This window comes from Pseudomonas sp. AK181, from assembly GCF_051122975.1.
Classification (GTDB): Bacteria; Pseudomonadota; Gammaproteobacteria; order Pseudomonadales; family Pseudomonadaceae; genus Aquipseudomonas; species Aquipseudomonas lactis.
The window spans coordinates 2,582,325-2,607,367 of sequence record NZ_CP146348.1; the positions used below are offsets into that span (position 1 = coordinate 2,582,325).

Below are 25,043 nucleotides of genomic sequence, written 5' to 3' on the forward strand. Positions count from 1 at the left end.
GTTATGCCCATCAAGCTGGACCGTACGGACAAAGCCCTTTTAAACGCGTTGCAAGGCAATGCCCGCCTGACCGTGGCCGAGTTGGCCGAGCGGGTGGCCCTCACCACGTCACCCTGCTGGCGCCGGGTGCGCACCCTGCAGGAGAGCGGGGTGATCAGTGGCTATCAGGCGATCCTTTCTCCCAAGGCGCTGGGTTATGGGGTGACTGCGTTTGTCAGCATCATGATGGAGAGCCACACCCAGGAAATCGCTCGGGCGTTCGAGCAGCGGCTGTTGGCGATTCCGGAGATTGTGGCGTGCCATAACGTTTCGGGGCGTTATGACTTTTTGCTGGAGGTGGTGGCCAAGGATTTGGAGTCGTTTGGTGAGTTTGCGCGGGAGGTTTTGCAGACGTTGCCCTGCGTCAAGGAGATTTATTCGAGTTTTTCGTACAAGTCGGTGCGGCCGTTGCGGGTGATTCCGTTGCCGGGTTGACGGGGGGCTTACGGCGCCTTACCTACTGACACCCCCACGATCCAACTGTGGGAGCTGGCTTGCCTGCGATGACGGCCTGAAAGCCGACATCTCTCTACCTGACACCCCACAATCCAACTGTGGGAGCGGGCTTGCTCGCGAAGGCGGCCTGGCAGGCAACACAGTTGGATTGGGTACATATCCATTGCTGCGGTAACGGCTACTTAGGGTTCCGCCCTGACGGCGGGTCACTTTGGAAAAGCCCCAAAGTAACCAAAGGGCTCTTGCCCCACCACTCGGCACCTCGCCTGGGCTCGGTGTGCCCGAACACAGGCTTGAATCCGTGGGCCGCCGCCACGCGCCATCCATGGCGCGGGGCGGCTAACCCGGCGTCCTGCCGGGTTACCCACGAATTCAAGCCTGCGTTCGGCCAGCGTGGTTTAACGGGGCGCTTAAGATCAAAAGCAGATCAAGATCAAGAGCGGCTCGCTTCGCATCGTGGTTACCGGTAGATCAAGAGCTGCTCGCTTCGCATCGTGGTTACGTTGGGGGGCTTTTGCTTTTTTGGGCGACACCGTGCAGCAGCAGAGCCTCGAACACTCGCTGCACGCGTGGTTCGTCGCTGTGTGCCACATTGAAGCGCATTGAGTCGCGGTGGGCCGGGTCGTAGCCAAACAGGGCGCCGGGGGCCAGTACCATGCTGCGTTTCAGCGCTTCCTGGGCCAGGAGTTCGCCGTTTACGCCGGGCGGCAGGCGTGCCCAGATGAACATCCCGCCTTCGTACGCCATGGGCAGTTCGCACCCGCAGCGTTTGAGCCATTGTTCGACGCGCCCTCCGGCTTCCATCAGGCGCTGCACCATGCGTTTGCGGTGTTTGGCGTAGCTGCCTTCACTGAGCATGCGGTAGACGATCTGTTCGAACAGTTCGGAGGTGACGCCGCCGCTCATCAATTTCATGTTGGTCAGGTTGGCGGCCAGTTGTGGGGCGGCCACCACATAGCTGACGCGGGTGTTGGCACTCAGGATCTTTGAGAAACCCGACAGGTAGGTGACCTGGTCCAGCCCGGCGACGGCGGCCAGGCGTGGGGGTGGGTTGGGGTGCAGGTCGCCGTAGAGGTCGTCCTCGACGATGTGGCAGTGATACTGCTGGGTCAGTTGCAGCAGGCGGAACGCCTGGCTGGGGCTGAAGGAGTGGCCGGTGGGGTTGTGCAACACGCTGGTGGTCAGGTACAGGCTGGGGCGGTGTTCGGCCAGCAGTTGTTCGAGGGCGGTGAAGTCAAAGCCGTCGGGGCGGCGGGCAATGGTGATGACTTTGACGCCGTGCAGCGCCAGGTTGGCGTGGAAGTTGAAGTAGCACGGTGCATCGAGCAGCACCGTGTCGCCGGGGCGGGCGAGCAGGCGCATGAGCATATCCAGGCCCTGCACGGTATTGGGTGTGGTGATGATTTGTTCCACCGGCACCGACAAGCCTTCGCCGTGCAGTTTCTGTTGCAGCGCCTGGCGCAACGGCAATAGCCCCGCCGGTGTGCCCAGCCCGGCGATGCGCAGTGACGGCGCGCGCACTACGCTGCGCATGGCTTGGCGGATCGCTTCGCCATTGAGCCAGTCCTCCGGCAAGTGCCCGCCACCGGGGCGCAGTTCGCCACTGGCGGTGGCCAAGGGCCGGCGCAATACGCTGAGCAGGTCTTGGGGCAACAGGTCTACCCAGGTCGCCGAGGCCGGGCGGGTGCTGTCCATCGCCACGAAGTAGCCGCGGCCTTGGCTTGAGGTGAGCAGGTGGCGACCGCGCAGGCGGTCCAGTGCCTCGTTGAGGGTGAACTTGCTGACGCCGAGGATCTGGGTCAGTTCACGCACGGATGGCAGTTTGCTGCCCGGTGCCCATTCGCCATTTTCGATGGCGTGGCTGAACGCCTCGACGATCTGCTGGACCTTGGGCGTGCCCTCTACAAAAGCGATGGCAGATACAAACATGACGCGTCCTTGTGTTTGCCGGTGCTTTTACCGGTGAAGTTAGGCCGGATTAGGCATCACTTTACCTGCCTTGCGCAATGCCAGTCCCCTAGACTGCGCGCCATCTCGCCAGGAGATGGCGAAATTTCCTACACCTAAGCAATGGATTTTGCATTTCCATGAAGACTTATATGTGCGCACCCTGCGGTTTTATGTACGTAGAAGAACTGGGCATTCCGGAAGACGGAATTCCCGCAGGCACCCCTTGGGAAGAGGTGCCTGAAGACTGGGCATGCCCGGATTGCGGCGTGACCAAGGCCGATTTCATGGCCATCGAACTTTAACGCTCCATCCACGAAAGGAATCGTCCCATGGACAGCAAACTGATCAACGCCACCGTCCCGTTCTGCACCGGTGTGGCCCACCAGAAATACCTGGGCGCCGAAAAGGGCCTGCAAACCGCCATCGAAGGCGACTGCACCCACTGGTACATCGACGGCAGCCTGTTCGGCGAAATGGTCGATGACTGGACCGAGGCGCGTATCGAGAGTCTGCAGGCGCAAATCGCGGCCACTGGAGTCAAACCGGTTTTTCACGGCAACTTCAAGGCGCCGTTGGGCAGTGATGTCGAAACCTTCCGTAGCGCGGCCGTGGAGTACGTGAAGAAGGAAATCGACATCGCCAGCCGCCTGGGCGCGCCGTTGATCATTCACGGGGGTTGCATCGTCGAGCCGAAAATGGTGCTGATGGCCAAGAAGGTTGCCCTGGAGCATTACCTCAAGTCCGTGCAGGAACTGGCGTTGTACGCCGAGGCCAAGGGCACGGATATCTACCTGGAAAACCTGTCCAACTACGTCAACTATCGGCCGTTCCACTACATCTTTACCCATGAAGCGGAATACGCCTTTGTGTTCGAGCGCCTGCAAGCCCACAGCAATGTGTACTTCTTCCTCGATGCCGGCCACGCCAACATCGAGAACGGCCTGCCGGCAGAAGTGGTGCGCAAATACCACCACCTGATCAAGGGCATTTCCTTCAGTAACAACAACGGCGTGCAAGACCAGCACTTCGGCATCCATGACGGCAACTGCGACTACGCCGATGTGCTGCAGGCCATTGTCGAGACCAACTGGAAGGGCCTGGTTGCGTTTGAAACCCGCAACCAGACCGCCAAGGCCGCCCTGGCTGACTTGGCAGTGATGTACCGCGACTCCCTGACCACCGAAATCGCCGTCGCCTGATCGGCCTGGGGCGAGCGCTGGCTGCGTTCGCCCTGTTGCTGCTGTTTCTCTTTATTCAAGGTGCTGGCCATGACAAGTGCGTTAACCCTGTCTTCATTTCTCTACTTTCTGCTGTTCTGCGCCACCATGACCTTCAGCCCGGGCCCCATGACCCTGCTGTTGCTCAGCCTGGGCTTGAAGGACGGCCTGCGCAGTTCGATCCCGGCGCAGGTCGGCGCCAGTGTGTCGTACCTGATTTCGATCCTGATCTTTGCCGTGGGCTTCTCGGAGTTGATCAAGGGCAACCTCGCCATTACCCAGACCATCCAGTTTGTCGGGGTGGCCTACATTCTTTACCTGGCCTACAAGCAGTGGACCAGCAGTGGCGTGTCGATCAACAACGCCGGCACGGTTGAGGGCGCGCGCAGCCTGTTTGGCAAAGGGCTGTTGACCGGGTTTTCCAACCCCAAGACCATCATCATGTTCAGCGCCGTGTTCCCGCAGTTTGCCGGCGCCGGTGAACACAGTTCGGCGGCGGATATTGCCATCCTTGGCCTGACTTTCCTGCTGCTGCAATTTGCCAGCGGCTGCCTGTATTGCTATTTCGGCCAGCGCATCAAGCACGTGCTGGAAAACCCCAAGCGGCGCGTGCTGTTGCAGCGGATCACAGCCGTGTTGCTGCTGGGCGTGGCCTTGATGCTGGCACGTGGGTTTTCGCACTGAAGTATTAGCCAATAAGCGGTAGTGGCGATTTGACGTTGCCCTGTTAGACTCCAGGCAATCACCCAGGATCGCCCCCACCATGCCAGCCGTCGGAGGAAAAGGACTTCCGCTCGCTTTGCGCTTGTACAAATCCCGCCTGCTGGGGCTGACGCTCGGCTTTGTGTGCGTGGCGTTCGGCATGTATCCGTTGAACCCGCCCCTGTGGGTGTGGGCCTGGATGCTGATCAACGCGTTCGTGTGGCCGCACCTGGCTTTTCAATGCTCGTTGCGCTCGGCCAATACCTTGCGCAGCGAACGCCGCAGCCTGCTGTTCGATTCCTTTTGCGGTGGGTTCTGGGTTGGCGCAATGCACTTCAACCCGCTGCCCAGCGTCACCACCTTGTCGATGATGAGCATGAACAACGTCGCCATCGGCGGGCCGCGCTTTTTGTTTGCGGGTTGGGCGGCGCAGGCATTGGGGCTGGGCACCGCGCTGCTGCTGTTCACGCCCGGGTTTATCGCCGTGACCACCCAGGCCCAGCTGTATGCCTGCCTGCCGATCCTGATGCTGTATCCCCTGGCCCTGGGCTGGATCTGCTACCGCCAGGCCGTCACCTTGGCTCGCCACAAGCGTGAGCTGCTGGCCTTGAGCCGCACCGACAGCCTGTCGGGCCTGCTCAATCACGGCGCCTGGAAGGACCACCTGGACCTCGAGTTTCAACGTTGCCGCCAAGGCCCGGCCGGTGCCGCCATCGCGTTGATCGACATCGACCACTTCAAGACCATCAACGACACCTACGGCCATGTGACCGGCGATATCGTCCTGCGCCAACTGAGCAAGGTGCTGCGCCAGAACCTGCGCACCACCGACCTGGCCGGGCGCTATGGCGGCGATGAGTTCTGCGTGATCCTGCCAGACATGCCCCTTAACCGTGCCACCGAGGTAATGGAGGCCCTGCGCGGTCGCTTCAACGCCTTGGCCTACGCCCAGGACCCGACACTGCGGGTGAGCTTGAGCATCGGCCTGGCGCCTTACCAGCCGAGCCACGCCGACTCCATCAGTTGGCTCAACGATGCCGACCAGGCGCTGTACGAGGCCAAGAGCAGCGGGCGCAACCGGGTCAGTTCGGTACAGGGCAGTTGGTTGCGGTCGGTTTAGTGGGGTAGGGTGGACGGGCACCCTCCAACAAAAAACAAGGATCGGTTCATGCTCTTCACCTTCCCGCGTACTCTCTTGGCCGCTACCCTGGCCTTGTCTTTCAGCCTGCCGGCCTACAGCGCCGAGCCCCATAAACAGATCCAGCAACAGGCCGAACAATACAAGGCCGAAGCCTTGAAGCTGCTGGAGCGCCTGGTGAATATCGACTCGGGTTCAGGCTACGAGCCGGGCCTGACCCAAGTGCGCGATATCGCCGTGGATGAGTTGAAACAGTTGGGTTTCACCATCGAATTGGTGCCGGATAAAGCCGCCAACAATAGCCATGTGGTCGCCACCCTCAAAGGCACCGGCAAGGCCAAGATCCTGCTGATGGCCCATATGGACACCGTATTCAAGGAAGGCTCGGCTGCCGAGCGCCCCTTCCACATCAAGGACGGCCGCGCCTACGGCCCCGGCGTGATGGATGACAAGGGCGGCATCGTTGCGGGCATCTACGCGCTCAAAGTCCTCAAAAGCCAGGGCTTCAAGGACTACGCGCAGATCACCTTCCTGCTAGACGCCAGCGAAGAAACCGGCTCCGACGCCGCCTCCGAACTGATCCGTAAAACCGCCAAGGGCCACGACGTGACCCTGAACCTGGAACCCGGCCGTCCGGCCGACGGCCTGGTGGTGTGGCGCAAAGGCAGTGCCACCGCCGTGGTCGAAGTCAAAGGCAAAGCCGCCCACGCCGGCGTCGCCCCGGAGCTGGGACGCAACGCCGCCATGGAAGCCGCGCACCAGATCCTGCAACTGGGCAAACTCGGCGACGAAGACAAGAAAACCACCATCAACTTCACCGTGCTCAAGGCTGGCGACCGCACCAACGTCATCCCTGACCAAGCCACCGCCAAGGCCGACGTGCGTGCGGCCTTGCCGGAAGAGTTCGACCGGATCGAGAAAGACCTGGCGCGGGTTTCAGCCAACAAATTGATCCCGGAAACCGAAGTGAAAACCAGCCTGCAGCGCGGCCTGCCACCGATGCCACAGACGGCCGAGTCGGATAAGTTGGTAGCGATTGCCCAAGGGATTTATGGCGAACTGGGACGCAAATTGACCATCGAAGGCAGTGGCGGCGCGGCAGATGCGAGCTTGTCCGCCGGGGTAGGCACGCCGACGTTGGATGGGTTTGGGATAGTGGGGGGCAATATTCATACGCCGGAGGAATATGCCGAGGTGGAAAGTGTGGCGCCGCGGGTTTATCTGTTGAGCCGGATGATTATGGAGCTTTCCAAGCGCTGATCAGATCGAACGAAGCGGGTTTGAATGTGGGAGGAATGCCACCCAGGTAAACGCAGATCCCCTGTGGGAGCGGGCTTGCCCGCGAAGGCGGTGTGTCAGTTGCTGCATGTATTACTGCACTACCGCTTTCGCAGGCAAGCCAGCTCCCACATTTGATCGTTGTTGATTTGAGCGTTGTGTTCGTTTGACTGATCGGCATTCCGGGGTGATTGTGATGGTGCCGTTTGCACATGCATTGGCTGGCCCGCGCTGATCCTAAATATTGACAAACCCTGATGTTAGTTTGTTAAAGCATGTAGGAGCGAGCTTGCTCGCGAAAAAATCATAGGCGCCGCGTTTATTCAGGCAGCACACGTTATCGTTGACGTTTTTCGCGAGCAAGCTCGCTCCTACAGGTGACGATGATGCTTTAACTGACCGGCATTAGGGCTTGCCCCCTCCCACATTGAGTCCTCGATGTATTCAATGTGGAAATCACCATGTGGCAGGGTCTTCAAGGCTGGCTTTTTGGAGGTCTTCTTTCCACCACTCATTAGAACGTTCCTTTTTTGTGGGGGGGGGTGTCTGCTTAGGTTCGTTCGCCCGCTTCGGTCTCTAGCTTGTAGTGATATAAGCAGCGTAGTAGTACTCGCATGAATTGTCGTTGGTCAGCTATCTCAGTACTGAAATAAGTTGTCATGGTTTTGAATACATTATCGAAGCTATCGCCAGTGTCTAAGAAATGTTCGATTGAACTAATAAACCAATCTCGCTCTGCGCTGGTGTATATCAAAAATTCTGGCTTGGTCAGGTCGTTAAAAAGTTCGACGAGCTCTTTTTCGTTGTTCGCGTCTACAGACGCGATCCGCTCCTCTCTCTTTAAATCGTCAGTGTTCTCAATGTCATAGGTGAATAGCAAACCGCGAATTATTGACATACTAGGCGCTTTCGTTTTCATTATCATAATTCCGTGTAAGCAGTTTTGGGTTGGCCAGCGCTATTCAGTATTACTCGTGCCTTGGATTGTTGGCTGTATTGCATTTCGTTCCCAGAGTACCCTTCACCCACAATTTTCCCCATGTGCATCGGCTTTAAAGACTGGGCAAGCCCGTTTCTTCTGAATATTAGTTGAGCTCGATGTATTGCATTCAGTTGATCTCTATGGCTGAAAAAGTGGGTGGCAGCAGGTGGATATTTCGGCTCCCCTGCTTTGGGTCCTGATGTGAAGTATTCGACTATTCCTGTAGTTGGATTTTTAGCCGTCTGTAATCGTTCCAGTTGAGACGCGAGTGTCGTTTGCTTTCCGTGCTTCTCTAAAAAGTGTGCTCCGGGTGTTGCTTTTTCAAGCTCATCTAAATGCTTATAGGCGTTTGCCTCTGCAAGCTCATCAATTCTCGCCTGCCGCTGCGCACGGGTCAGTTGCGGTAGGGCCGGTTCTCCATGGTTAACACTTGCCGCAGGGTTTTGGGCGCTAGTACTGGGTTTACACCCATCACCGCCAGGGCATGAATTCAAGCCTAGCGGGTCGACCCATCCCGTTGGATTGGGCGCATACCGATACCCATTGATCCCACCCGCTAGCTTCACCGGATCCGGCGTCAGGTAGCGACCAATATCCGGATTGTAGTAGCGATGGCGGTTGTAGTGCAGCCCGCTTTCCGCATCGAAGTACTGCCCTTGAAACCGCAGTGGGTTGTCGATTTTGCATACGTCGAGTCGGGCGATCTGGCCGTAGGCGCGGTAGTGGGCGGACCAGACGATTTCGCCCTCGGGGCTGGTCAGTTCCTGCGGGGTGCCGAGGTGGTCGAGTTGGTAGTGGTAGGGCGTTGTGGCGTGTGGGCCAAAGCCTTCCAGCAGAGCCAATGGGCGGAAGCTATCTGGTTCGTAGAGGTAGCTGCGATGGCGCTCTGCATGGTGCTCGGCAATCAGCTTGTCGCCTTGCCAGAAAAACTCGGTGGTCTTGCCGTCCACGGTCTTGCTGATGCGCCGCCCAAATGGGTCGTAGCGATAGCTGGCGGTTAGGCCGTTCGGCTTTGTGATGCTTATTAACCGATGCTGGCAGTCGTAGCGGTATTCGGTGATGAGTTGCTGACCTTTGCCGCGCCGCTCACGAATCAAGTTGCCGAAGGCGTTGTAGTCGTAGTGGCGGTCGCCCTGGATCATCAGACGATTGGCCGCGACGATGTCCGGGCCGGGGCGGTCTTGCATCAGCAGGTTGCCGGCGGGGTTGTGGCCGAAGCGTTCCTGCACGTCTTGGGAGTGATCGGCGCGGATCAGGCGATTTAGCGGGTCGTAGCGGTAAAGGTGCTCGCCTTTGCGGGTGTCGAGCAGGCGGGTGAGGTTGCCGGTTTTGTCGTAGTCGTATTGGCGTTGGTAAAAATGGTTCTGTTGCTGGGTGACCGCGTGGGCGTGCAGGCGGTGTTGGTCGTCGTAGTGGTAGTGGCTGAGCAGTTGGCCTTGCTGGCGCTGATGTTCGCGGCCGCTCTTGAATAGATGTGAGGTGAGCAATCCACCATTGAGTTCGACGGTGGCGAGGTGGCCGCCTTTGTCGTGGTTGAAGGTGACGCGGTTGTTGTCTGGCAGGCACAGGTTTTTAAGCTGGCCGCAGGCGTCGTAGCCGTAGCGCAGGGTGCCCCAGCCTTGGTGTTCGGCGGTGAGGCGGTTTTGGCGGTCGTATTCGTAGGCCAGCGCCCAGTGGCCGTCTTCGACGCTGAGGAGGTTGCCTTGGCGGTCGTAGGCGTAGTCGACAACGCTGTTGTCGGGCAGGGTTTTTCTTACGAGGCGTCCGGCGTGGTCGCGCTGGTAGCGGGTGATGAGCTGACTGTCATCGTCGCCGTATTCGGTTTTCTCCAGCAGGTTGCCGTTAAGGTCGTAGGCATACGCGGTGCGCTGGCCGTCGAAGCCGGTTTCCTGGCGGATCAGGCCGTTGGGGTGGTAGTCGAGTTGGTAGGTTTCGCCGGCTTCGTTTTCGATCTCGGTGAGCAGCAGCCGGGCGTTGTCGTAGCGGTAGTTGACTTGGGTGCCGTCGGCGTTGAAGCGACGGCTGATCAGGTGCAGGCCGTCTGCGTATTCGTAGCGGGTGACGTGGCCCAGTTCGTCGCGTTCTGCGATGATTTTGCCGTAGGGGTTGTAGCTGAATTCCTTACAACCACCGCCGGGCTGGGTCAGTTTCAGCAAACGTCCTGCGGCGTCCCACTGATACTGGATTAGTGCGCCGTGCTCATCCTCACGGGCAACCTGTCGACCCAGATCGTCATAGCGATAACGCTTGATCCCACCATTGGGCAATTGCTCCTCAAGCAACTGCCCACGCTCGTTCCACACCAGCCGATGACAGCTGCTGTCCGGGTACCAAATCCCCGTCAGTTGCCCCTGTTTGTTGTAGCTGTAGTCCGTAACCTCACCATCAGGATCGGTCTTGCGCGTAACGTCGCCCTGGTCATTACGCTCATATTTCCAGACCGCCTCCCCACGGCGCACAACCCGTACGAACCCATTGTCATGCTCGTAGGCCGTCGGCTCATCATCCCCGGGAAACAGCGCCACCAAGCGTCCGGCATCGTCATATTGATAGGCCGTCACCGCGCCCATCGGGTCTTGCTCGACAGTCAGCCGGCCCTGGTCGTCGTAGGTTTTAAAGTGCGTGGCGCCGTCCGGATCGATGCGCTGCACCAACCGCGCCCACTGGTCATGGACATACACCTCCTGGCTACCATCGGCGTTATGCACGGTGACACGCCCGTCATCGCCCCAGGCGTAACGCGTGTCCATCTGCGAAAAACTCGCCCAATGCCGCACGCAGCGCGCGGCTTTGCCCGCGCGTTCCCATTCCCAAAAGAAACTCGCGCCACCGGCCAGTTGGCGTTCCAGAATGACGTGCTGATCGTCATACCGATAACGCTCGCTTTCCCCGACGGCATTGGTCGCGCAGACCAGTCGTCCGTGTTCGTCATAGGCGTAGGAAACAACGTTCTGTTCGGTCTCCCACACGTAGGGCTCACGCCCTTTGGCGCGATGCACCTGATAGTCCACCGCGACGATGCGACCCAACTCATAACGCAACAGCAACGAGCGACCCGCACCGTTATCCAGCCGCTCAATCCGCCCTGAGTGATCACGGCAAAGGCGCAGGCGGTTGTCATACGCATCGCTGATGGTTGTCAGCACACCGTCGCGAAAGTGATAGAAACGCGAGGCCTGGGCCAGCACCAACTCGTCAGGCGCCGAACCCAAATAGATCGCCGCTTCGGCCAGGCTATTGGTGATCGCGGGCCGAGAGTCGGTGGGCAAGGGCAGGGTAGTCGAGCGGTTCTCATGGTCGGTCCACACCACCGAATCGCCCGACACCACCAGCCGATGGGCCAGCGCATGGCTCCAACCAAACCCCAACCCACAATCGACATCCACCGCGCTGGTGCGATACAGCCGCGTCCACTCAAACGGCAAGATCCCGTCCAGAGCGCCGTCGGTAAGGGTGAGCAATTCCTCACCAGTGACCATCGACACCGGGCAACCGTGGGTAGCGGTCTTGTCCGCTGGTGCCGCCGCATCCCCCTTCGGATTTGAAGCCACCGCCGGTACATCATCCACACGCTCTTTCTGCATCAGCACCGCGTTCTGCCGCGCCCGCCAGCGCATCTGCATCGTGCCTTGCTTCAGCCCACCTACCACCCCGCGAACCGCCACCGCTTTGTAGCGGTCCACCGCCTGCATGAACTTCGTGAGGATCGTAAGCACACCGGTCACGAAACCCACGGCCGACTGAAGCACCCGCGCACCGTACTTGACCAGGCGCATACTCAAATACGCCACGCCCGCCGCCGGCAGCGCGATGGTCAGCACCGCGCCAATCACCAGGTCAATCAGCAGCGACACCATAAAACCAGCGGCTGCTTGCGCGACTTCACTGGGCGGTAACGCCTCCAGCCAGATCATGGCAGTGCGCAGTAACAGGTACAGCGCGGCCTCATCACTGGCCAGCAACATCGCCTGTTCCATGACCCTGGGCGCATCGGTGGCGATTTGCGCCAACCTGGCCGCCTCGCTACCCAGTTGCTCGACGTACTTGAGCGGGTCTTCAAGCATCGCCTGCACCTGCTTGACGCTGTCCCACGCGTCACGGATCGCCGCCCAACTGCCGGCCAGCACGCCGCTGCCAATTGCGCTAGCGGGGGATTGCTGCCAATGCGGTTTGAAGCCTTGCCACTGTTCGCGCAGCCATTGCTCCAGATCCGCTGTCAGCCCCGCATAGGACGCAAACAAGGCATCGACTTGCTGCGCTGAAACACCGCCTTGAACCCTCACCTGATAGCGCCCGCCGGCGGCGCAGTCGTGGGAACCTTCGCCGTGCTCGTCGAGCAGGATGACCCTGGAACTGCCGTCATCCAGCCCGATCACCTCAACCGGAATATTGCCGATTGGCACGTCGTACGCTGACTCGAACCTGCTCTGGATCTTCAGCACACCCCCTGCCGGACAGCGGGCCACGGTGGCAAAGTCCGCATCGCCAAGACTCACCGACTGCTGCGCATCCCCAGCCCGTAATACCCGGTCCATACCCAGCAATGACGGCATGTCCGCTGCATGACTGACCGTATCCAGCGCACGCGAATACCAGGCGCCCATCTGCTGGCGATACTCCGCCAGGCTCTGATGGAAACCATCCAGCTCGTGTTCGATAAAGGTAATTTGGGCTGCTTGGGTCATCCGCGACGGCTCCCCACGGGGGGCGGCCAGGTAACCAAGGCACTCACAGGAAAAACCATCTGCAATCCCTCGCACTGTTTGATCAGGCGAGGGACTTTGCAGCGGTTTACAGGGGAGGGGAGTAGAGCTTATCCGGCCGTTACGTGGGACATTTCAGCAACCTTGTCGCGCAGCACCAGGCTGCACAGCGCCGGCAGAAACAGCAGCGTCAACACCGTGCCCACCAGCACACCGCCAATCAGCACATAGGCCAGGGACGACCAGAACACCGACAACGTCAGCGGAATAAACGCCAGCGCCGCCGCCAGTGCCGTAAGGATCACCGGCCGGGCACGCCGCACGGTGGCTTCGATAATGGCCTCGCGAATCGCCATGCCGTGGTCCTGGTTCTGGCGGATCTGGTCGGTGAAGATCAGCGTATTGCGCATCAGGATGCCGCCGATGCCAATCAGGCCGAGAATCGCGTTAAAGCCGAACGGCTGGTTGAACAACAACAAGGTGGGCACTGCGCCGATCAGGCCCAAAGGCGCGGTAGCGAACACCATGAACATCACGCCGAACGAGCGCACCTGGAACATGATCACCGTGAGCGTCAGCAAGATCATGATCGGGAACAGCGCCGCCAGGGCGACGTTGGCCTTGGCGCTTTCCTCAACCGGGCCGCCGATGTCGATTTTGTAACCGCTGGGCAACTTCGCGATCAGCGGTTGCAGGTCTTTGTACACGGCCATTTCCACGTCGGGCGGTTGTACGCCGTCGATGATGTCGGCGCGTACCTCCACGGTGGTGGCGCGGTCGCGGCGCTTGAGGATCGGTTCTTCCATGACCGCCTGGAAATGCCCGACCTGGGCCAGCGGCACCGAGGTACCGGCGCTGTTGGTCAGCGTCATGTTGTTGAGGTTGGCCAGGTCTTCACGCTGGCTGCCCTGGGCGCGGGCCACCACCGACACGGTACGGTTGCCTTCGCGCACTTCGGTGATCGGGTTGCCGCTGAGCAAAGCGTTGAGCTGGGACTTGACCTCGTCCGGCGTGAACCCCAGCAGGCGCAAGCGATCCTGGTCCAGCACCAGGCGATAACCGCTGGCACGTTCGCCCCATTCGAGGAAGGTGTCGCGGGTCAGCTTGTTGCCGGCCACCACCTGACGCACGTCTTCAGACAGCCCGCGCAGCACATTCAGGTCCGGCCCGGAAACACGGAACACCACCGGGAACGGTACTGGCGGGCCGAACACGAGCTGTGTGACCCGTACCCGCGCCGAGGGGAATTCGCCCGCCGCAATGCGCTCACGCATCCGCAGTTTCAGTGCGTCGCGGGCGTGGGAGTCCGGCGTCTGCACAATCAACTTGGCAAACGCAGGGTCCGGCATTTCAGGGTTCAACGACAGGAAAAACCGCGGTGCGCCGCCGCCCACATAGGTGTCGACCATGCTCGTTTGGGGTTCCTGTAACAGGGCCTTCTCCACCTGCGCCGCCACCGCCTCGGTGCTTTTGAACGCGCTGCCGGGCGGCATATACACTTCCAGAATCAGCTCCGAGCGGTCGGAGTCCGGGAAGAACTGTTTCTTCACCACCGCCATACCCAGACCACACAGCACAAACGCGGCCACCACCAGCCCAGTTACCAGCCAGCGCCCACGCACGCAGGCCTCCACCAGACGGCGCAGTTTCTGGTAGTAGCGCCCGGCGTAAATTGCGTCATGCCCGCCGGGCACTGGCTTGATCTGCGGTAGCATCTTCACGCCCAGGTAAGGCGTGAACACCACCGCGACCAGCCATGACGAAATCAATGCAAACCCGACAATCCAGAAGATATTGCCGGCGTACTCGCCGGCACCGGAGCGCGCAAACCCCACCGGCAGAAAGCCAATGATGGTCACCAGCGTACCGGTGAGCATGGGCGCGGCGGTGGAGCTCCAGGCATAGGTCGCCGCGTGAATGCGGTCAAACCCTTCTTCCAGTTTCACCACCATCATCTCGATGGCGATGATGGCGTCGTCCACCAACAGGCCCAGGGAGATGATCAGCGCGCCGAGGGTGACACGGTCGAATTCCCGGCCTGTGACCAGCATGATCACGAACACGATCGACAGGGTCAGCGGCACGGCGGCCGCCACCACCAGCCCCACGCGAAAGCCCAGGGCCAACAGGCTGATCAGCATCACCACCGCCAGGGCGACGAAGAATTTGAGCATGAACTCGTTGACCGCCAGGCTGATGTTTTTCGCCTGGTCGGAGACTTTGGCGAAGTTCACGCCCAGGGGCAGGTCGGCCTGGATTCGCGCTTCTTCGGCTTGCAGACTCTTGTCCAGTTCAAGACCGTTCCAGTGCTTCTCCATGATCACGCCCAGCATCAGCGCCGGGTCGCCCTGGTGGCGGATGCGGTAACTGGGCGGGTCTTCATAACCCCGGCTCACGGTGGCTACATCGGCGATGCGCAATACGCGGCCATTGACTTGCAGGGGCACGTTCTCGATCAATGCCAGGCTGTCGAACGCGCCGTCGATGCGGATATAGGCGCGGGCGCCCGCGGTTTCGACGAAGCCTGAAGGGGCCACGGCGTTTTGTGCGGCGAGGGCGGCGAAGATCTGTTCGGGCTTGATGCCCAGGGTTGCCAGACGCTCATAGGAAAACTCGACAAACACGCGCTGGGCCTGTTCGCCGAGGATATTGACCTTCTTCACCCCGGGCAGGTTGAGCAGGCCCTGGCGCAATTGTTCGGCCATTTGCACTTGCTGGCGGTGGGGCAGGTGTTCGGCTTCCAGGGCGTACAACGCAAAGTACACATCGGAATATTCATCATTGAAAAACGGCCCGATCACGCCCTTTGGCAGTTGCGCAGCTTCGTCGCTGAGCTTTTTGCGTGTCTGGTAGAACAGCGCCTGGATCTCGCTCGGGCGGGTGGATTCGAGGAAGGTCATGCGCATCGACACAAAGCCCGGCTGGGCGATGGTCTCGACGCGGTCGTAGTAGTCCAGTTCCTGCAGGCGTTTTTCCAGGCGGTCGGCCACTTGCTCCTGCATCTCCTGGGCGGTAGCGCCGGGCCAGGCAGCGGTGATGGTCATGACCTTGACGGTAAAGGAAGGGTCTTCGGCGCGCCCCAGCTTGCCGAAGGCGAAGACCCCGGCGACGAGGATCGCAATCAGCAAAAACAGGGTGACGGCGCGGTGTTTGACGGCCAGTTCGGAGAGGTTGATCCCGCGCATACTCATTGATCCTGCTGACGGTTGAGGGCCAGCGCCTGGGCGGGCAGCAAGCGCACCGTGTCGCCGCTGTGCAGCAGGTGAGCGCCAAGGGCGACGATGGTTTGGCCGGGTGTTACGCCGCTGTCGAGCAAGGCGTCTTCCTGGCCGAGGCTGGCGACTTTCACCGGGGCGAAACTGATCTTTTGGTCATCGCCAATCAGCCAGACGCCCGTGCCTTGCCCTGCATCCTGCAAGGCGCCAATGGGCACGCGGGTTTGCTGGGGCTGGCCGTTGCCTTGCAGGCGCACGGTGATGGTGGAGCCGAGCGCGAAACGCTCGCCCGAACCCTGCAGCACATAACGTGCGCGGTAAGTGCGGGTGACCGGGTCGGCGCTGGCAGACAGCTCGCGCAGGCTGGCGGTCACGGCCTGGTCGGGGGCGCCGAAGGGGAATGCCAAGGCTTTTTGCGTGGCCAGGTCACGCTGGTTTTCCGGCAAGTTGACGATGGCTTCACGGGCACCGTCATGGGCCAGGCGCGCGACGACTTGCCCCTCGGCCACCACTTGGCCGCGATCGGCCAGCACGTCGGTGATGATGCCGTCGCCATCGGCCTTGAGTACCGAATAAGTGCGGCGGTTTTCGATCTGGCTGGCATCCGATTGCGCCGCGGCCAGTTCGGCTTGGGCGACGCGCAGGTTGGTGGCCGACTGGTCGAAGATCTGCCGCGACACCGCGCCGGTACTGGCCAGGCGCTGGTAACGGTTTTCATCGTCACGACGCTGGCGCAGTTGCGCCTCGGCGGCGTTGACGCGGTTCTTGGCCGAACGCAGCGCCAGTTCGAAGTCGCCGATGTCCAGCACCAGCAAGGTATCGCCACGTGAGACATGCTGGCCGGGGTCGACCTTGCGCTCGATCACCTTGCCGCTGACCCGAAAACCTAGGTTGCTTTCAGTGCGAGCCGCCACCACGCCGGTATAAGCGCTTTGCTGGGTGCCGCCGGCTTCGACTTTGGCGGCGAGCACCGGGCGCGGCACTGGCACCTGGGCGGTATCGGCCTTGCTGTTGCAGCCATTGAGGAACATCAACAGGGCCAGGGGCGTGAGAAGACGCAGGGGGAGAGGGGGCATGGCGAACTCCGGAAACCATTGTGCAAAAAATTACGGGTGTAATTTTTTACTTATATTATGGTTGAAATATAAATTAATCCAGCCTCCTGATAATCCCAGTCAGCTATGTGCAGATCTCCACTGGGCTTGTTCGCGAAAGCGGAGTGTCAGTCACTGATGAGTCAACCGAACCACCACTATCGCAGCATAGGTATCTACACATTTTTGTAGGTTGTAGCAGCCAATGCTAACCACGATGCGAAGCGAGCCGCTCTTGATCTTGATCTGCTTTTGATCTCAAGCGCCCCGTTAAACCACGCTGGCCGGAATTCGACAGGGATTTGGGGGGTAAACCGGCAGGGATGCCGGTTTAGCCGCCCCGCGCCATGGATGGCGCGTGGCGGCGGCCCCCCAAATCACTGGCGGATTACGGGCACACCGAGCCTAGGCGAGGTGCCGAGTGGTGGGGCAAGAGCCCTTTTGGTTACTTTTGGGGCTCTTTTCCAAAAGTGACCCGCTGTCAGAGCGGAACCCTAAGTGGCCGTTACCGCAGCAATGGATATGTACGCAATCCAACTGTGTTGACTGCCAGGCCGTCTTCGCGAGCAAGCCCGCTCCCACAGTTGGATTGTGGGGTGTCAGGTAGATATGGGGCGACTGGCAGGCCGTCATCGCAGGCAAGCCAGCTCCCACAGGTTAAAGCATCGTTCTATCTGTAGAACGATCAGGGCCATTTTTACCGGCTAGTGTTCAAGGGTGAGACGATTTAAGGTGTACTCACTTTGGAGGTACACCATGAAAAAGCTGATTGGTATCTACACCAGCCCCCGCGCCCACTGGGTCGGCGACGGCTTCCCGGTACGCACGTTGTTTTCCTACGACACCATGGGCAAGCACATCAGCCCATTCCTGTTGCTGGATCACGCAGGCCCCGCCGAATTCACCCCCACCGCACAGCGCCGTGGCGTCGGCCAGCACCCGCACCGCGGCTTTGAAACCGTGACCATCGTCTACGACGGCGAAGTCGAGCACCGCGATTCCACCGGTGCCGGCGGCAAAATCGGCCCAGGCGATGTGCAATGGATGACCGCAGCCAAGGGCATTCTTCACGAGGAGTTCCACTCCCAAGACTTCGCCCGTCGCGGCGGCGCACTGGAGATGGTGCAACTGTGGGTCAACCTGCCGGCCAAGGACAAAATGGCGGATGCCGGTTACCAGACCATCGTCGATGGCGACATTCCGGTGCTGCCACTGGCGAACGACGCCGGCCACCTGCGCCTGATCGCCGGGGAATTTGCCGGTGCGCAAGGCCCGGCCCGCACCTTCACGCCGATTGACGTGTGGGATTTGCGCCTCAACGCCGGTAAAGCGGTCACGCTGGACCTGCACGCCGGGCGTAACACCGCCTTGGTGGTGCTCAGCGGCACGTTGTTGATCAATGGCGAAGAAGTCGCACGCCAAGGGCAATTGGCGCTGTTCGAGCGCGACGGCAAGCAACTGACCCTGGAGTCCAACGACGACGCCAAGGTGCTGCTGCTCAGCGGCGAACCCATCGACGAGCCCATCGTCGGCCACGGTCCGTTCGTGATGAACACCGAGCAGGAGATTCACCAGGCATTTGTCGACTTCCAGTCGGGCAAATTCGGGCAGATGCACGCCTGACGATTCACCGCAAACCCCTGTAGGAGCGAGCTTGCTCGCGAAGAACTTCAACATACCGCGTTCAATCAGACAGCACGCGTCATCGTTGTGGTTTTTCGCGAGCAAGCTCGCTCCTACATTTTGTTTCCAGGGTTCTGATTTCATGCGATCTTCTCGGCATTCGCCCTGGAGTCGCCTGGATGCCCTCATTTATCACTGATCACCCGATGCTGTGCGCCGTGGCGTTGATCCTGATCGACATCGCCGTGTGGCGCCTTATTTCCCCCAACCTGGCCAACTGGAAACTCGCGGCACGGCTGGTGATTTTTGCGGTGTTCAGCGCCGTGCTGTTCAACGACGGCATGAACCCCATGCAAGCGGCGCCCTATGCCGATGACACCACCTTGCACCTCGCCGCCACGGCGCTGCAGATCGGCTGGTGGTTGTTCGCCGCCCGCACCCTCACGGTGTTGCTCGGCGCGGTGATGATGCAGCGGGTCGGCCATACCGGGCGCTTGTTGCAAGACCTGCTGGGCGCGGTGATTTTCCTCATCGCGATCATCGCCGCCATGGCCTACGTGCTCGACCTGCCGGTCAAGGGCGTGCTGGCCACCTCCGGCGCCGTGGCGATCATCGTCGGCCTGGCCTTGCAAAGCACCTTGAGCGACGTGTTTTCCGGGATCGTCCTCAATACCACCAAGCCTTACCAGATCGATGACTGGATCTCCATCGACGGCACCGAAGGCCGTGTCACCGATATCGACTGGCGTGCCACACGCCTGCAAACCTCCCAGGGCAGCCTGGCGGTGATCCCCAACTCCCTGGCGGCCAAGGCCAAGATCATCAACTTCTCGCGCCCGGCGGACATGTTCGGCCTGGCGGTCAGCCTGCAAGTCAGCCCCCATGCGCGCCCGCAAACCGTGATCGAAGCCCTGGAGCGTGCGATGCAAGGCTGCCGACCGTTGCTGGCCCAGCCGGCGCCCAGCGTGGCGTTCAAGGCCTCCACTGGCAGTGGCGTGGAATACGAAATCAGCGGTTTTGTGCCGGCCATGGGCCTCAAGCGCGAAACCCGCAACCAGCTTTACGACCTGGCCTACCGGCATTTACAGGCGGCGGGCGTGGGCCTGCTGTCCGCCACCGAAGGCAGCACGCCGCCTGCGGTGTCTGGCGCCCGCGCCTTGCTGGAGCGCTCGACGATTTTCTCCACCTTGCGCCAGGAAGAAAAAGACACCTTCAGCCAGAACATGACCCTGCACACCTACCGCGCTGGGGACATGATCCTGGCCGCGGGGGAGGTCAGCGATCACCTGTTCATTGTCGAATCCGGCGTGGTCTCGGTGCTGCTGCTCAAAGACGGGCATAAGTTCGAAGCCGGGCGAATGGGGCCGGGGGAGGTGATTGGCGAAGCGGGGATCCTGTCCGACCAGGCGGCGCTGGCGGATTTCACCGCCAAGACCTTCTGCACGCTGTACCGCATCGAGAAGGAATACCTCAAGCCTTGCCTGGACGCGCGACACGACATCGGCGAGGCGATGAAGGCGCTGCTCGATTTCCGTGTGCATGCTGCCCAGGCCCTGACCCAGGACGCGCCGGCCATGCCGGTGAAGAAGGGCTTTTTGCAGTGGCTGAGGAACCGTGGCCTGTAGATTGGTCACCTGTTCTTCGCCCGGATTGGCTATTTCTCCAGGACGCCGGGGTGACTAACCTGCTCACCAACCCCACTGTCCTGGAGCAACACCATGCAAACCCGTACCGATTTCTACACCGCTTCCCCAGACGCAATGAAAGCCATGCTCGCCCTGGAAGCGGCGGTGGGCAAACTCTCCATCGAACTGCCACTGCTGGAACTGGTGCGCCTGCGCGTATCACAGATCAATGGCTGCGCGTTCTGCCTGGACATGCACACCGCCGATGCCCGCAAGGGCGGTGAAACCGAGCGCCGCCTGTACACCGTGTCGGCCTGGCGTGAAACCCCGTTCTTCACCCCGCGTGAACGCGCAGCCCTGGCCTGGGCCGAAAGCCTGACCCTGCTCAGCCAGACCCACGCTCCGGATGAAGACTTCGACGCACTGGCCGCCCAGTTCAGCCCCCAGGAACAAGTGGACCTGAGCGTCGCCATCGCCACCATCAACAGCTGGAATCGTTTGGCGGTGGGCTTTCGCAAGATGCCCAAGTAAGGCCGTCAGTTGGCTTTGAAATAGTTTCGCGGCGTGGTGCCGGTCATGCCTTTGAAAAAGGCGATCAGTGCACTGTCGCTGGCAAAGCCCAGTTCAAAGGCGCAGTAGCCCAGGCTGCGCCCGATGGCAAGCAGTTCGATCATGCGCATCAGACGCCACTGTTGGCGCCATTGCTGATACCCCAGGCCGGTTTCCTTGAGGAAAATCCGGCCGATGGTCTTGGTGCTGGCGCCGATGTGCTGTTCCAGGTCCTGCAGTGTGGGGGGCAAGCGGTCAAGCTGGGCCAGCAGCGGCGCCAGGCGCTTGTCCCGTGGCAACGGCAACAGCATGGGTTGCGCCGCCGCGTGGCGGATTTCATCCAGGCACAGCCCGAGCAAATGGGCATAGCGCCCCGCCTGCCAGTCGGTCTCGAACGGCGCCAGGGCCATGGGTTCCAGCACTGCCCTGAGCAAGGCACTCACTTCGATCACCCGCACCTGGGCCGGTAATTGCTGGGCCAGGGCCGCACTCACATACACCGACCGATAATCCACCGCCTGCTGCATCACCGCACGATGGGGCAGGCCGCAGGGGATCCAGGCTGCGCGGGTAGGTGGCAGCAGGCACAGTTGATTGTCCAGGGTGATGCGCGTGCAACCTTGCTGGGTGAACAACAGTTGCCCGCGCTGGTGCACATGCAGGCCCGAATCGTGGTTGCCCAGCACCGCCGCGATGCCGATCACGGGCGCTGCGAAGGCATCGGGGTTGAAAGACGCGGTAGCGGCAAGCCAGGCCATGGGTTGTCCGATTTGATGGATAAAGTGTCGAAGTCTGGATAATAGCCCAGCTGGCGCGCCCTAGAATCCGTCCGTTGTGTTTATGGATGGATCGTGTGATGAAGTTTAAAAATTTGCTGACCCTGGCCATAGCCCTGCTGATGTTCCCGCAGTTGGCCCAGACCCTGTACAGCCCGGCCCTGGGCGATATCGGCCGCGCCTTTAACGTCGCGCCCGAGCGGGCAGGGCAGACCTTGTCGGTGTATTTCCTCGCCTTCGCTCTGGGCGTGGTGGTGTGGGGCCGGCTGAGTGATCGTCTGGGGCGGCGGCCGGTGATGCTGATGGGGCTGGCAATCTATGTGGGCGCTTCGGCGCTGGCCTTGACGGTGACGACATTCAACGTCTTGCTGCTGGCCCAGGCCTGCGCGGCATTTGGCGCGGCGGTGGGGTCGGTGGTCACGCAGACGGTGTTGCGTGACCGTTTCCACGGTGCCGACCTGGCCCAGGTGTTTTCCGTGATGGGTATTGCGCTGGCCGCCAGTCCTGCTATCGGCTTGTTCAGCGGCGCGAGCCTGGTGGAATTTTTTGGTTACCGCGGCGTGCTCTGCGCGTTATTGCTGCTCGCGGCGGTGTTGTGGGGCTGGTGTGGGTGGGCCTTGCCGGAAACCCGTCCGGCCTCCTTGCCCACCGCCGCCCTTGGCCAGACGTTCGGTCTGATGCTTAAGGACGCCGGAATATGGCGCTCGGTCGGGTTGGTCGCGGCGTTCAATATAGCGCTGTTCAGCTATTACAGCGTGGGGCCGTTTATCTTCGCGCAGCAAGGGCGTTCCACCGCCGAGTTCGGCTACAGCGGCGTGCTGCTCGCGCTGGGTTCCGGGTTGGGGGCGTGGCTGAACAAAGCCTTGCTCAAGCGTGGGTTGAGCGGCGAGCGGTTGGTGGTTGTCGCCGCAGCGGTGGCCGTGGTGGGAAGCCTGTTGGTGTTGGCCCTGCAGCACAGCTGGCTGTTGGTGTGGCCGATGCTGTTGGTGGTGCTGGCCTTCGGCATGGCGATTCCCAACGTGCTGGGGGCGGCCCTGGTCGATTACCGAGACCGCCTTGGCACCGCCGCCGCCTTGTTTGGCTTGCTGTACTACCTGGTGATTGGCGGCGGGCTGGCCTTGGTGACCTGGTCTCAGGATCTTGGCTGGAGCCTGTTGGTGTGCGGCTTGGCAGCGTTGTGGCTGGCTACGTCGCGGCTACTCAGAAGTTGACCGACGCACTCAAACGCGCCGTCAACGGTGCGCCCTGGAACAGGTAGTCATCGCCCATGTATTCGCCCGCGTCGCGCCAGTAGCGCTTGTCGAACAGGTTATCGACGCTCAGGCGAAACACTGTCTCGTAGCCATCGACCTTGGTGGTGTAGCGGCTACCGACGTTGACCACCGCGTAGTCGCCCACTTCCACGTTGCCGGTGCGATTGGCGGATTTCTTGGCGCTGTATTGCACACCGCCCAATACCGCCAGGCCATTGACCCAGGGCAGGGCGTAGTCGGCGTAGACACTGGCGCGCAGCTTGGGCACGTTGATCGCCTGGTGGCCTTCGTACTCCGGCGTGCCGCTGCCGCTCACCCGCGCTCGGATCGCGGCCACGCTGGTGGCGATCTGCAGACGGTCGGTGGCCCAGCCGTTGGCGGACAATTCGATCCCGGTGTTTTTTTGCTGGCCCTGTTGCACGTAGTTGAACGTGCCACCTTCGGGCTTGGCGTACTGGTAAGCCTGGCGCGTCTGGAACACGGCGGCGGCGAAGCTGATACGGCGCCAGTCGTATTTCACCCCGGCTTCGAGCTGGCGTGAGACGGTGGGGGCGAGGGTTTCATCTGCATTGTCTGCAAACCACGGCGCGGTGCCGCCCAGGGACAGGCCCTTGCTATAGCTGGTGTACAGCGAAACGTTGTCCACTGGCTTGTAGATCAGCGATGCCTGGGGCAGGAACACGTACTGTTGGGTGTGGCGTGTCTGGTTGCCGGTGACGCTGTCGAAGGCTTTTTCGTCCAGGCGTACTTCGCGGCCGCCGAGGATGGTTTGCCATTGCTCGTTAAAGCGGATGCGGTCGGTGACGAACAGCCCGTACTGGCGGCTGTCGAGGTTGCGGTGGCTGTCGTTCAACGGTTTGTCGGTCGGGGGAAAGCTCGGTACTTCTTCGTCGATATTGGCGGTGCCGATGAATTCGTTGACCGACTTGCGCTTGTCGATCACCCGGCGAAACGCGCTGGTGCCAAACGTCAGTTCATGGCCGATGCCGGCAGTGTCGAAGAGGCCGGTCATGGCCGCCTGAATTTCGTCGTCGCGGCGAGTGTCGTCCGGGCTGCGGTAGTCGTAGACGTCGTAATTGCCTTCGGGGCTGAAGTAGTTCGGCACGCTTGCAGAGCTGCAACTGGCCGAACCATAGCAACCCCAGGCAAACGAGCTGTAGTCATCAATCACCACCTTGCTACGCGCCGCGCTGACACTGCCTTTCCACTGATCGCTGAAACGGTATTCGAACTTGCCGTTGAGGTTCAGCGAATCAATCCCCACCTGCTTGCCCCCCGTCTGGTGCCCCAGCAGCTTTTTCGGCGACGCATCATGGGGCACTTCGGTGCCGCCCAGCAGCTGATAACCGGGTACTGAACGCTGTTGTTTGTTCTGGTATTCAGCATCCAGTTGCAGCACGGCGTCGGGGCTGATATTCCAGTCAAAGGCCAGGGACACAAAATCGCGCTGGCCGTTGGCGTGCTCCACATAGGAATTGAGGTCTTCATGGGCGACGTTGGCGCGCAGGCCGAACTGCTGCTCGTTGCCAAACCAGCCGCCGACATCGGTGGCGATGTAGCCACTGCCACGATCATCGGTAGACACCGTCACCGAGCGCACATCCTGAGGGCGCTTGGTCACGTAATTGATTACTCCACTGGGCTCGGAAATGCCGCTCTGCAACCCGGCCAGGCCCTTGAGCACTTCTACCTGCTGCTTGTTTTCCAGGGCGACGTTCTGCTCGCCGGTGATGGTGCGCCCATTGATCTTGTAACTGCTGGCCGCGTTCAGCGAAAAGCCACGCACCACGAAATTCTCGTAATAGCCAATGGGCGCGTAACTGTCGCCCACCGAGGCATCGTTGCGCAGCACTTCGCTGAGCAGGCGTGCCTGCTGGTCCTTGATCAGCGCGGCGTTGATCACCGTGATCGAGGCGGGGGTGTCCAGCAGCGGCGCTTCATCAAAACCACCCACCGATGCGGTTTCATTGCGGTAACCCGACTCATCCTGGCCCTGGACCTTTACCGTCGGCAGCTCGATCTCGGCGGCCAGGCTGCTGCCGATGCCGCCGCTGAGCAACAGGCCGAGGGCGAAACGTGAGGTGACGACGGGGCGGAAACGCAAAACCATGGGGCAAGGCCTTAAAGCGCTGGGCGGGGGGCGCATAAGCTAGGCATAACGGCGGGATTTTACAAGTTATGCAGCAGGGCTCTGCCACACCGCTGATCGAATGTGGGCTGGCTTGCCTGCGATAGCCATAGGTATCTACACAATTTTGTACGTTGCCCGGTTGTAGCAGCCGACGGTAACTACGATGCGAAGCGAGTCGCTCTTGATCTTGATCTGCTTTTGATCTTAGGCGCCCCGTTAAACCACGCTGGCCGGAATTCGACAGTGATTTGGGGGGTAAACCGGCAGGGATGCCGGTTTAGCCGCCCCGCGCCATGGATGGCGCGTGGCGGC

At 60.9% G+C, this 25,043-nt stretch carries 17 protein-coding genes; 10 read left to right on the forward strand and 7 right to left on the reverse strand.

The window, feature by feature from the left end:
- The first annotated feature begins 3 nt into the window (after positions 1-3).
- On the forward strand, positions 4-474 hold the full coding sequence (locus V8689_RS12220) for an Lrp/AsnC family transcriptional regulator (RefSeq protein ID WP_056784324.1): 471 nt from the start codon (positions 4-6) through the stop codon (positions 472-474).
- Positions 475-993: 519 nt separating this feature from the next.
- Here V8689_RS12220 and V8689_RS12225 read toward each other — a convergent pair.
- The gene (locus V8689_RS12225; protein ID WP_056784328.1) at positions 994-2,424 is read right to left on the reverse strand and encodes a PLP-dependent aminotransferase family protein; all 1,431 of its coding nucleotides are present in this window, start codon (positions 2,422-2,424) and stop codon (positions 994-996) included.
- Between the two features lie 158 nt (positions 2,425-2,582).
- Between V8689_RS12225 and V8689_RS12230 the strand changes: the two genes are divergently transcribed.
- The 5 genes from V8689_RS12230 to V8689_RS12250 all read left to right on the forward strand — a co-directional run bounded on the left by V8689_RS12230 (position 2,583) and on the right by V8689_RS12250 (position 6,762).
- Positions 2,583-2,747 carry a rubredoxin gene (locus V8689_RS12230; RefSeq protein WP_056784331.1) on the forward strand — a complete coding sequence of 55 codons (165 nt, stop codon included), beginning with the start codon at positions 2,583-2,585 and terminating at the stop codon, positions 2,745-2,747.
- A gap of 27 nt (positions 2,748-2,774) precedes the next feature.
- On the forward strand, positions 2,775-3,644 hold the full coding sequence (locus tag V8689_RS12235) for a sugar phosphate isomerase/epimerase family protein (RefSeq protein WP_056784334.1): 870 nt from the start codon (positions 2,775-2,777) through the stop codon (positions 3,642-3,644).
- 69 nt (positions 3,645-3,713) lie between these two features.
- Positions 3,714-4,346 (forward strand): LysE family translocator, encoded by a 633-nt coding sequence (locus tag V8689_RS12240; protein ID WP_032892247.1) that lies wholly within the window; start codon positions 3,714-3,716, stop codon positions 4,344-4,346.
- A 79-nt stretch (positions 4,347-4,425) separates the two neighbouring features.
- Positions 4,426-5,484, forward strand: coding sequence for a diguanylate cyclase (locus V8689_RS12245; RefSeq protein ID WP_056784336.1), 1,059 nt, complete (start codon positions 4,426-4,428; stop codon positions 5,482-5,484).
- A gap of 48 nt (positions 5,485-5,532) precedes the next feature.
- Positions 5,533-6,762 carry a M20/M25/M40 family metallo-hydrolase gene (locus V8689_RS12250; protein WP_056784339.1) on the forward strand — a complete coding sequence of 410 codons (1,230 nt, stop codon included), beginning with the start codon at positions 5,533-5,535 and terminating at the stop codon, positions 6,760-6,762.
- A gap of 568 nt (positions 6,763-7,330) precedes the next feature.
- Here V8689_RS12250 and V8689_RS12255 read toward each other — a convergent pair.
- The 4 genes from V8689_RS12255 to V8689_RS12270 form a co-directional block, all read right to left on the reverse strand.
- Positions 7,331-7,699: a hypothetical protein gene (locus V8689_RS12255; RefSeq protein ID WP_056784342.1), complete on the reverse strand. Its 369-nt coding sequence runs from the start codon at positions 7,697-7,699 to the stop codon at positions 7,331-7,333.
- Between the two features lie 2 nt (positions 7,700-7,701).
- Positions 7,702-12,447 (reverse strand): RHS repeat-associated core domain-containing protein, encoded by a 4,746-nt coding sequence (locus V8689_RS12260; RefSeq protein ID WP_282390120.1) that lies wholly within the window; start codon positions 12,445-12,447, stop codon positions 7,702-7,704.
- A gap of 128 nt (positions 12,448-12,575) precedes the next feature.
- Entirely contained in the window at positions 12,576-15,650 is a 3,075-nt protein-coding gene (locus V8689_RS12265) for an efflux RND transporter permease subunit (RefSeq protein ID WP_056784345.1), read from the reverse strand.
- A gap of 2 nt (positions 15,651-15,652) precedes the next feature.
- Positions 15,653-16,756 (reverse strand): efflux RND transporter periplasmic adaptor subunit, encoded by a 1,104-nt coding sequence (locus tag V8689_RS12270; RefSeq protein ID WP_056784347.1) that lies wholly within the window; start codon positions 16,754-16,756, stop codon positions 15,653-15,655.
- Positions 16,757-17,530: 774 nt separating this feature from the next.
- On the opposite strand from V8689_RS12270, the gene V8689_RS12275 reads away from it, so the two are divergent.
- The 3 genes from V8689_RS12275 to V8689_RS12285 all read left to right on the forward strand — a co-directional run bounded on the left by V8689_RS12275 (position 17,531) and on the right by V8689_RS12285 (position 20,553).
- Positions 17,531-18,397, forward strand: coding sequence for a pirin family protein (locus V8689_RS12275; protein ID WP_056784350.1), 867 nt, complete (start codon positions 17,531-17,533; stop codon positions 18,395-18,397).
- 179 nt (positions 18,398-18,576) lie between these two features.
- Positions 18,577-20,022, forward strand: a complete 1,446-nt coding sequence (locus V8689_RS12280; RefSeq protein WP_056784353.1) for a mechanosensitive ion channel family protein — start codon at positions 18,577-18,579, stop codon at positions 20,020-20,022.
- A gap of 93 nt (positions 20,023-20,115) precedes the next feature.
- Positions 20,116-20,553: a carboxymuconolactone decarboxylase family protein gene (locus V8689_RS12285; protein ID WP_003190655.1), complete on the forward strand. Its 438-nt coding sequence runs from the start codon at positions 20,116-20,118 to the stop codon at positions 20,551-20,553.
- Between the two features lie 5 nt (positions 20,554-20,558).
- On the opposite strand, the gene V8689_RS12290 is transcribed toward V8689_RS12285, so the two are convergent.
- Complete coding sequence (locus tag V8689_RS12290) at positions 20,559-21,329, reverse strand: AraC family transcriptional regulator (RefSeq protein ID WP_056784356.1); 771 nt, start codon at positions 21,327-21,329, stop codon at positions 20,559-20,561.
- A 98-nt stretch (positions 21,330-21,427) separates the two neighbouring features.
- On the opposite strand from V8689_RS12290, the gene V8689_RS12295 reads away from it, so the two are divergent.
- Positions 21,428-22,558 carry an MFS transporter gene (locus V8689_RS12295; protein WP_150072863.1) on the forward strand — a complete coding sequence of 377 codons (1,131 nt, stop codon included), beginning with the start codon at positions 21,428-21,430 and terminating at the stop codon, positions 22,556-22,558.
- Here V8689_RS12295 and V8689_RS12300 read toward each other — a convergent pair.
- The gene (locus V8689_RS12300) at positions 22,548-24,710 is read right to left on the reverse strand and encodes a TonB-dependent siderophore receptor (protein ID WP_056784360.1); all 2,163 of its coding nucleotides are present in this window, start codon (positions 24,708-24,710) and stop codon (positions 22,548-22,550) included. The genes V8689_RS12295 and V8689_RS12300 overlap by 11 nt on opposite strands.
- Positions 24,711-25,043 lie beyond the last annotated feature (333 nt).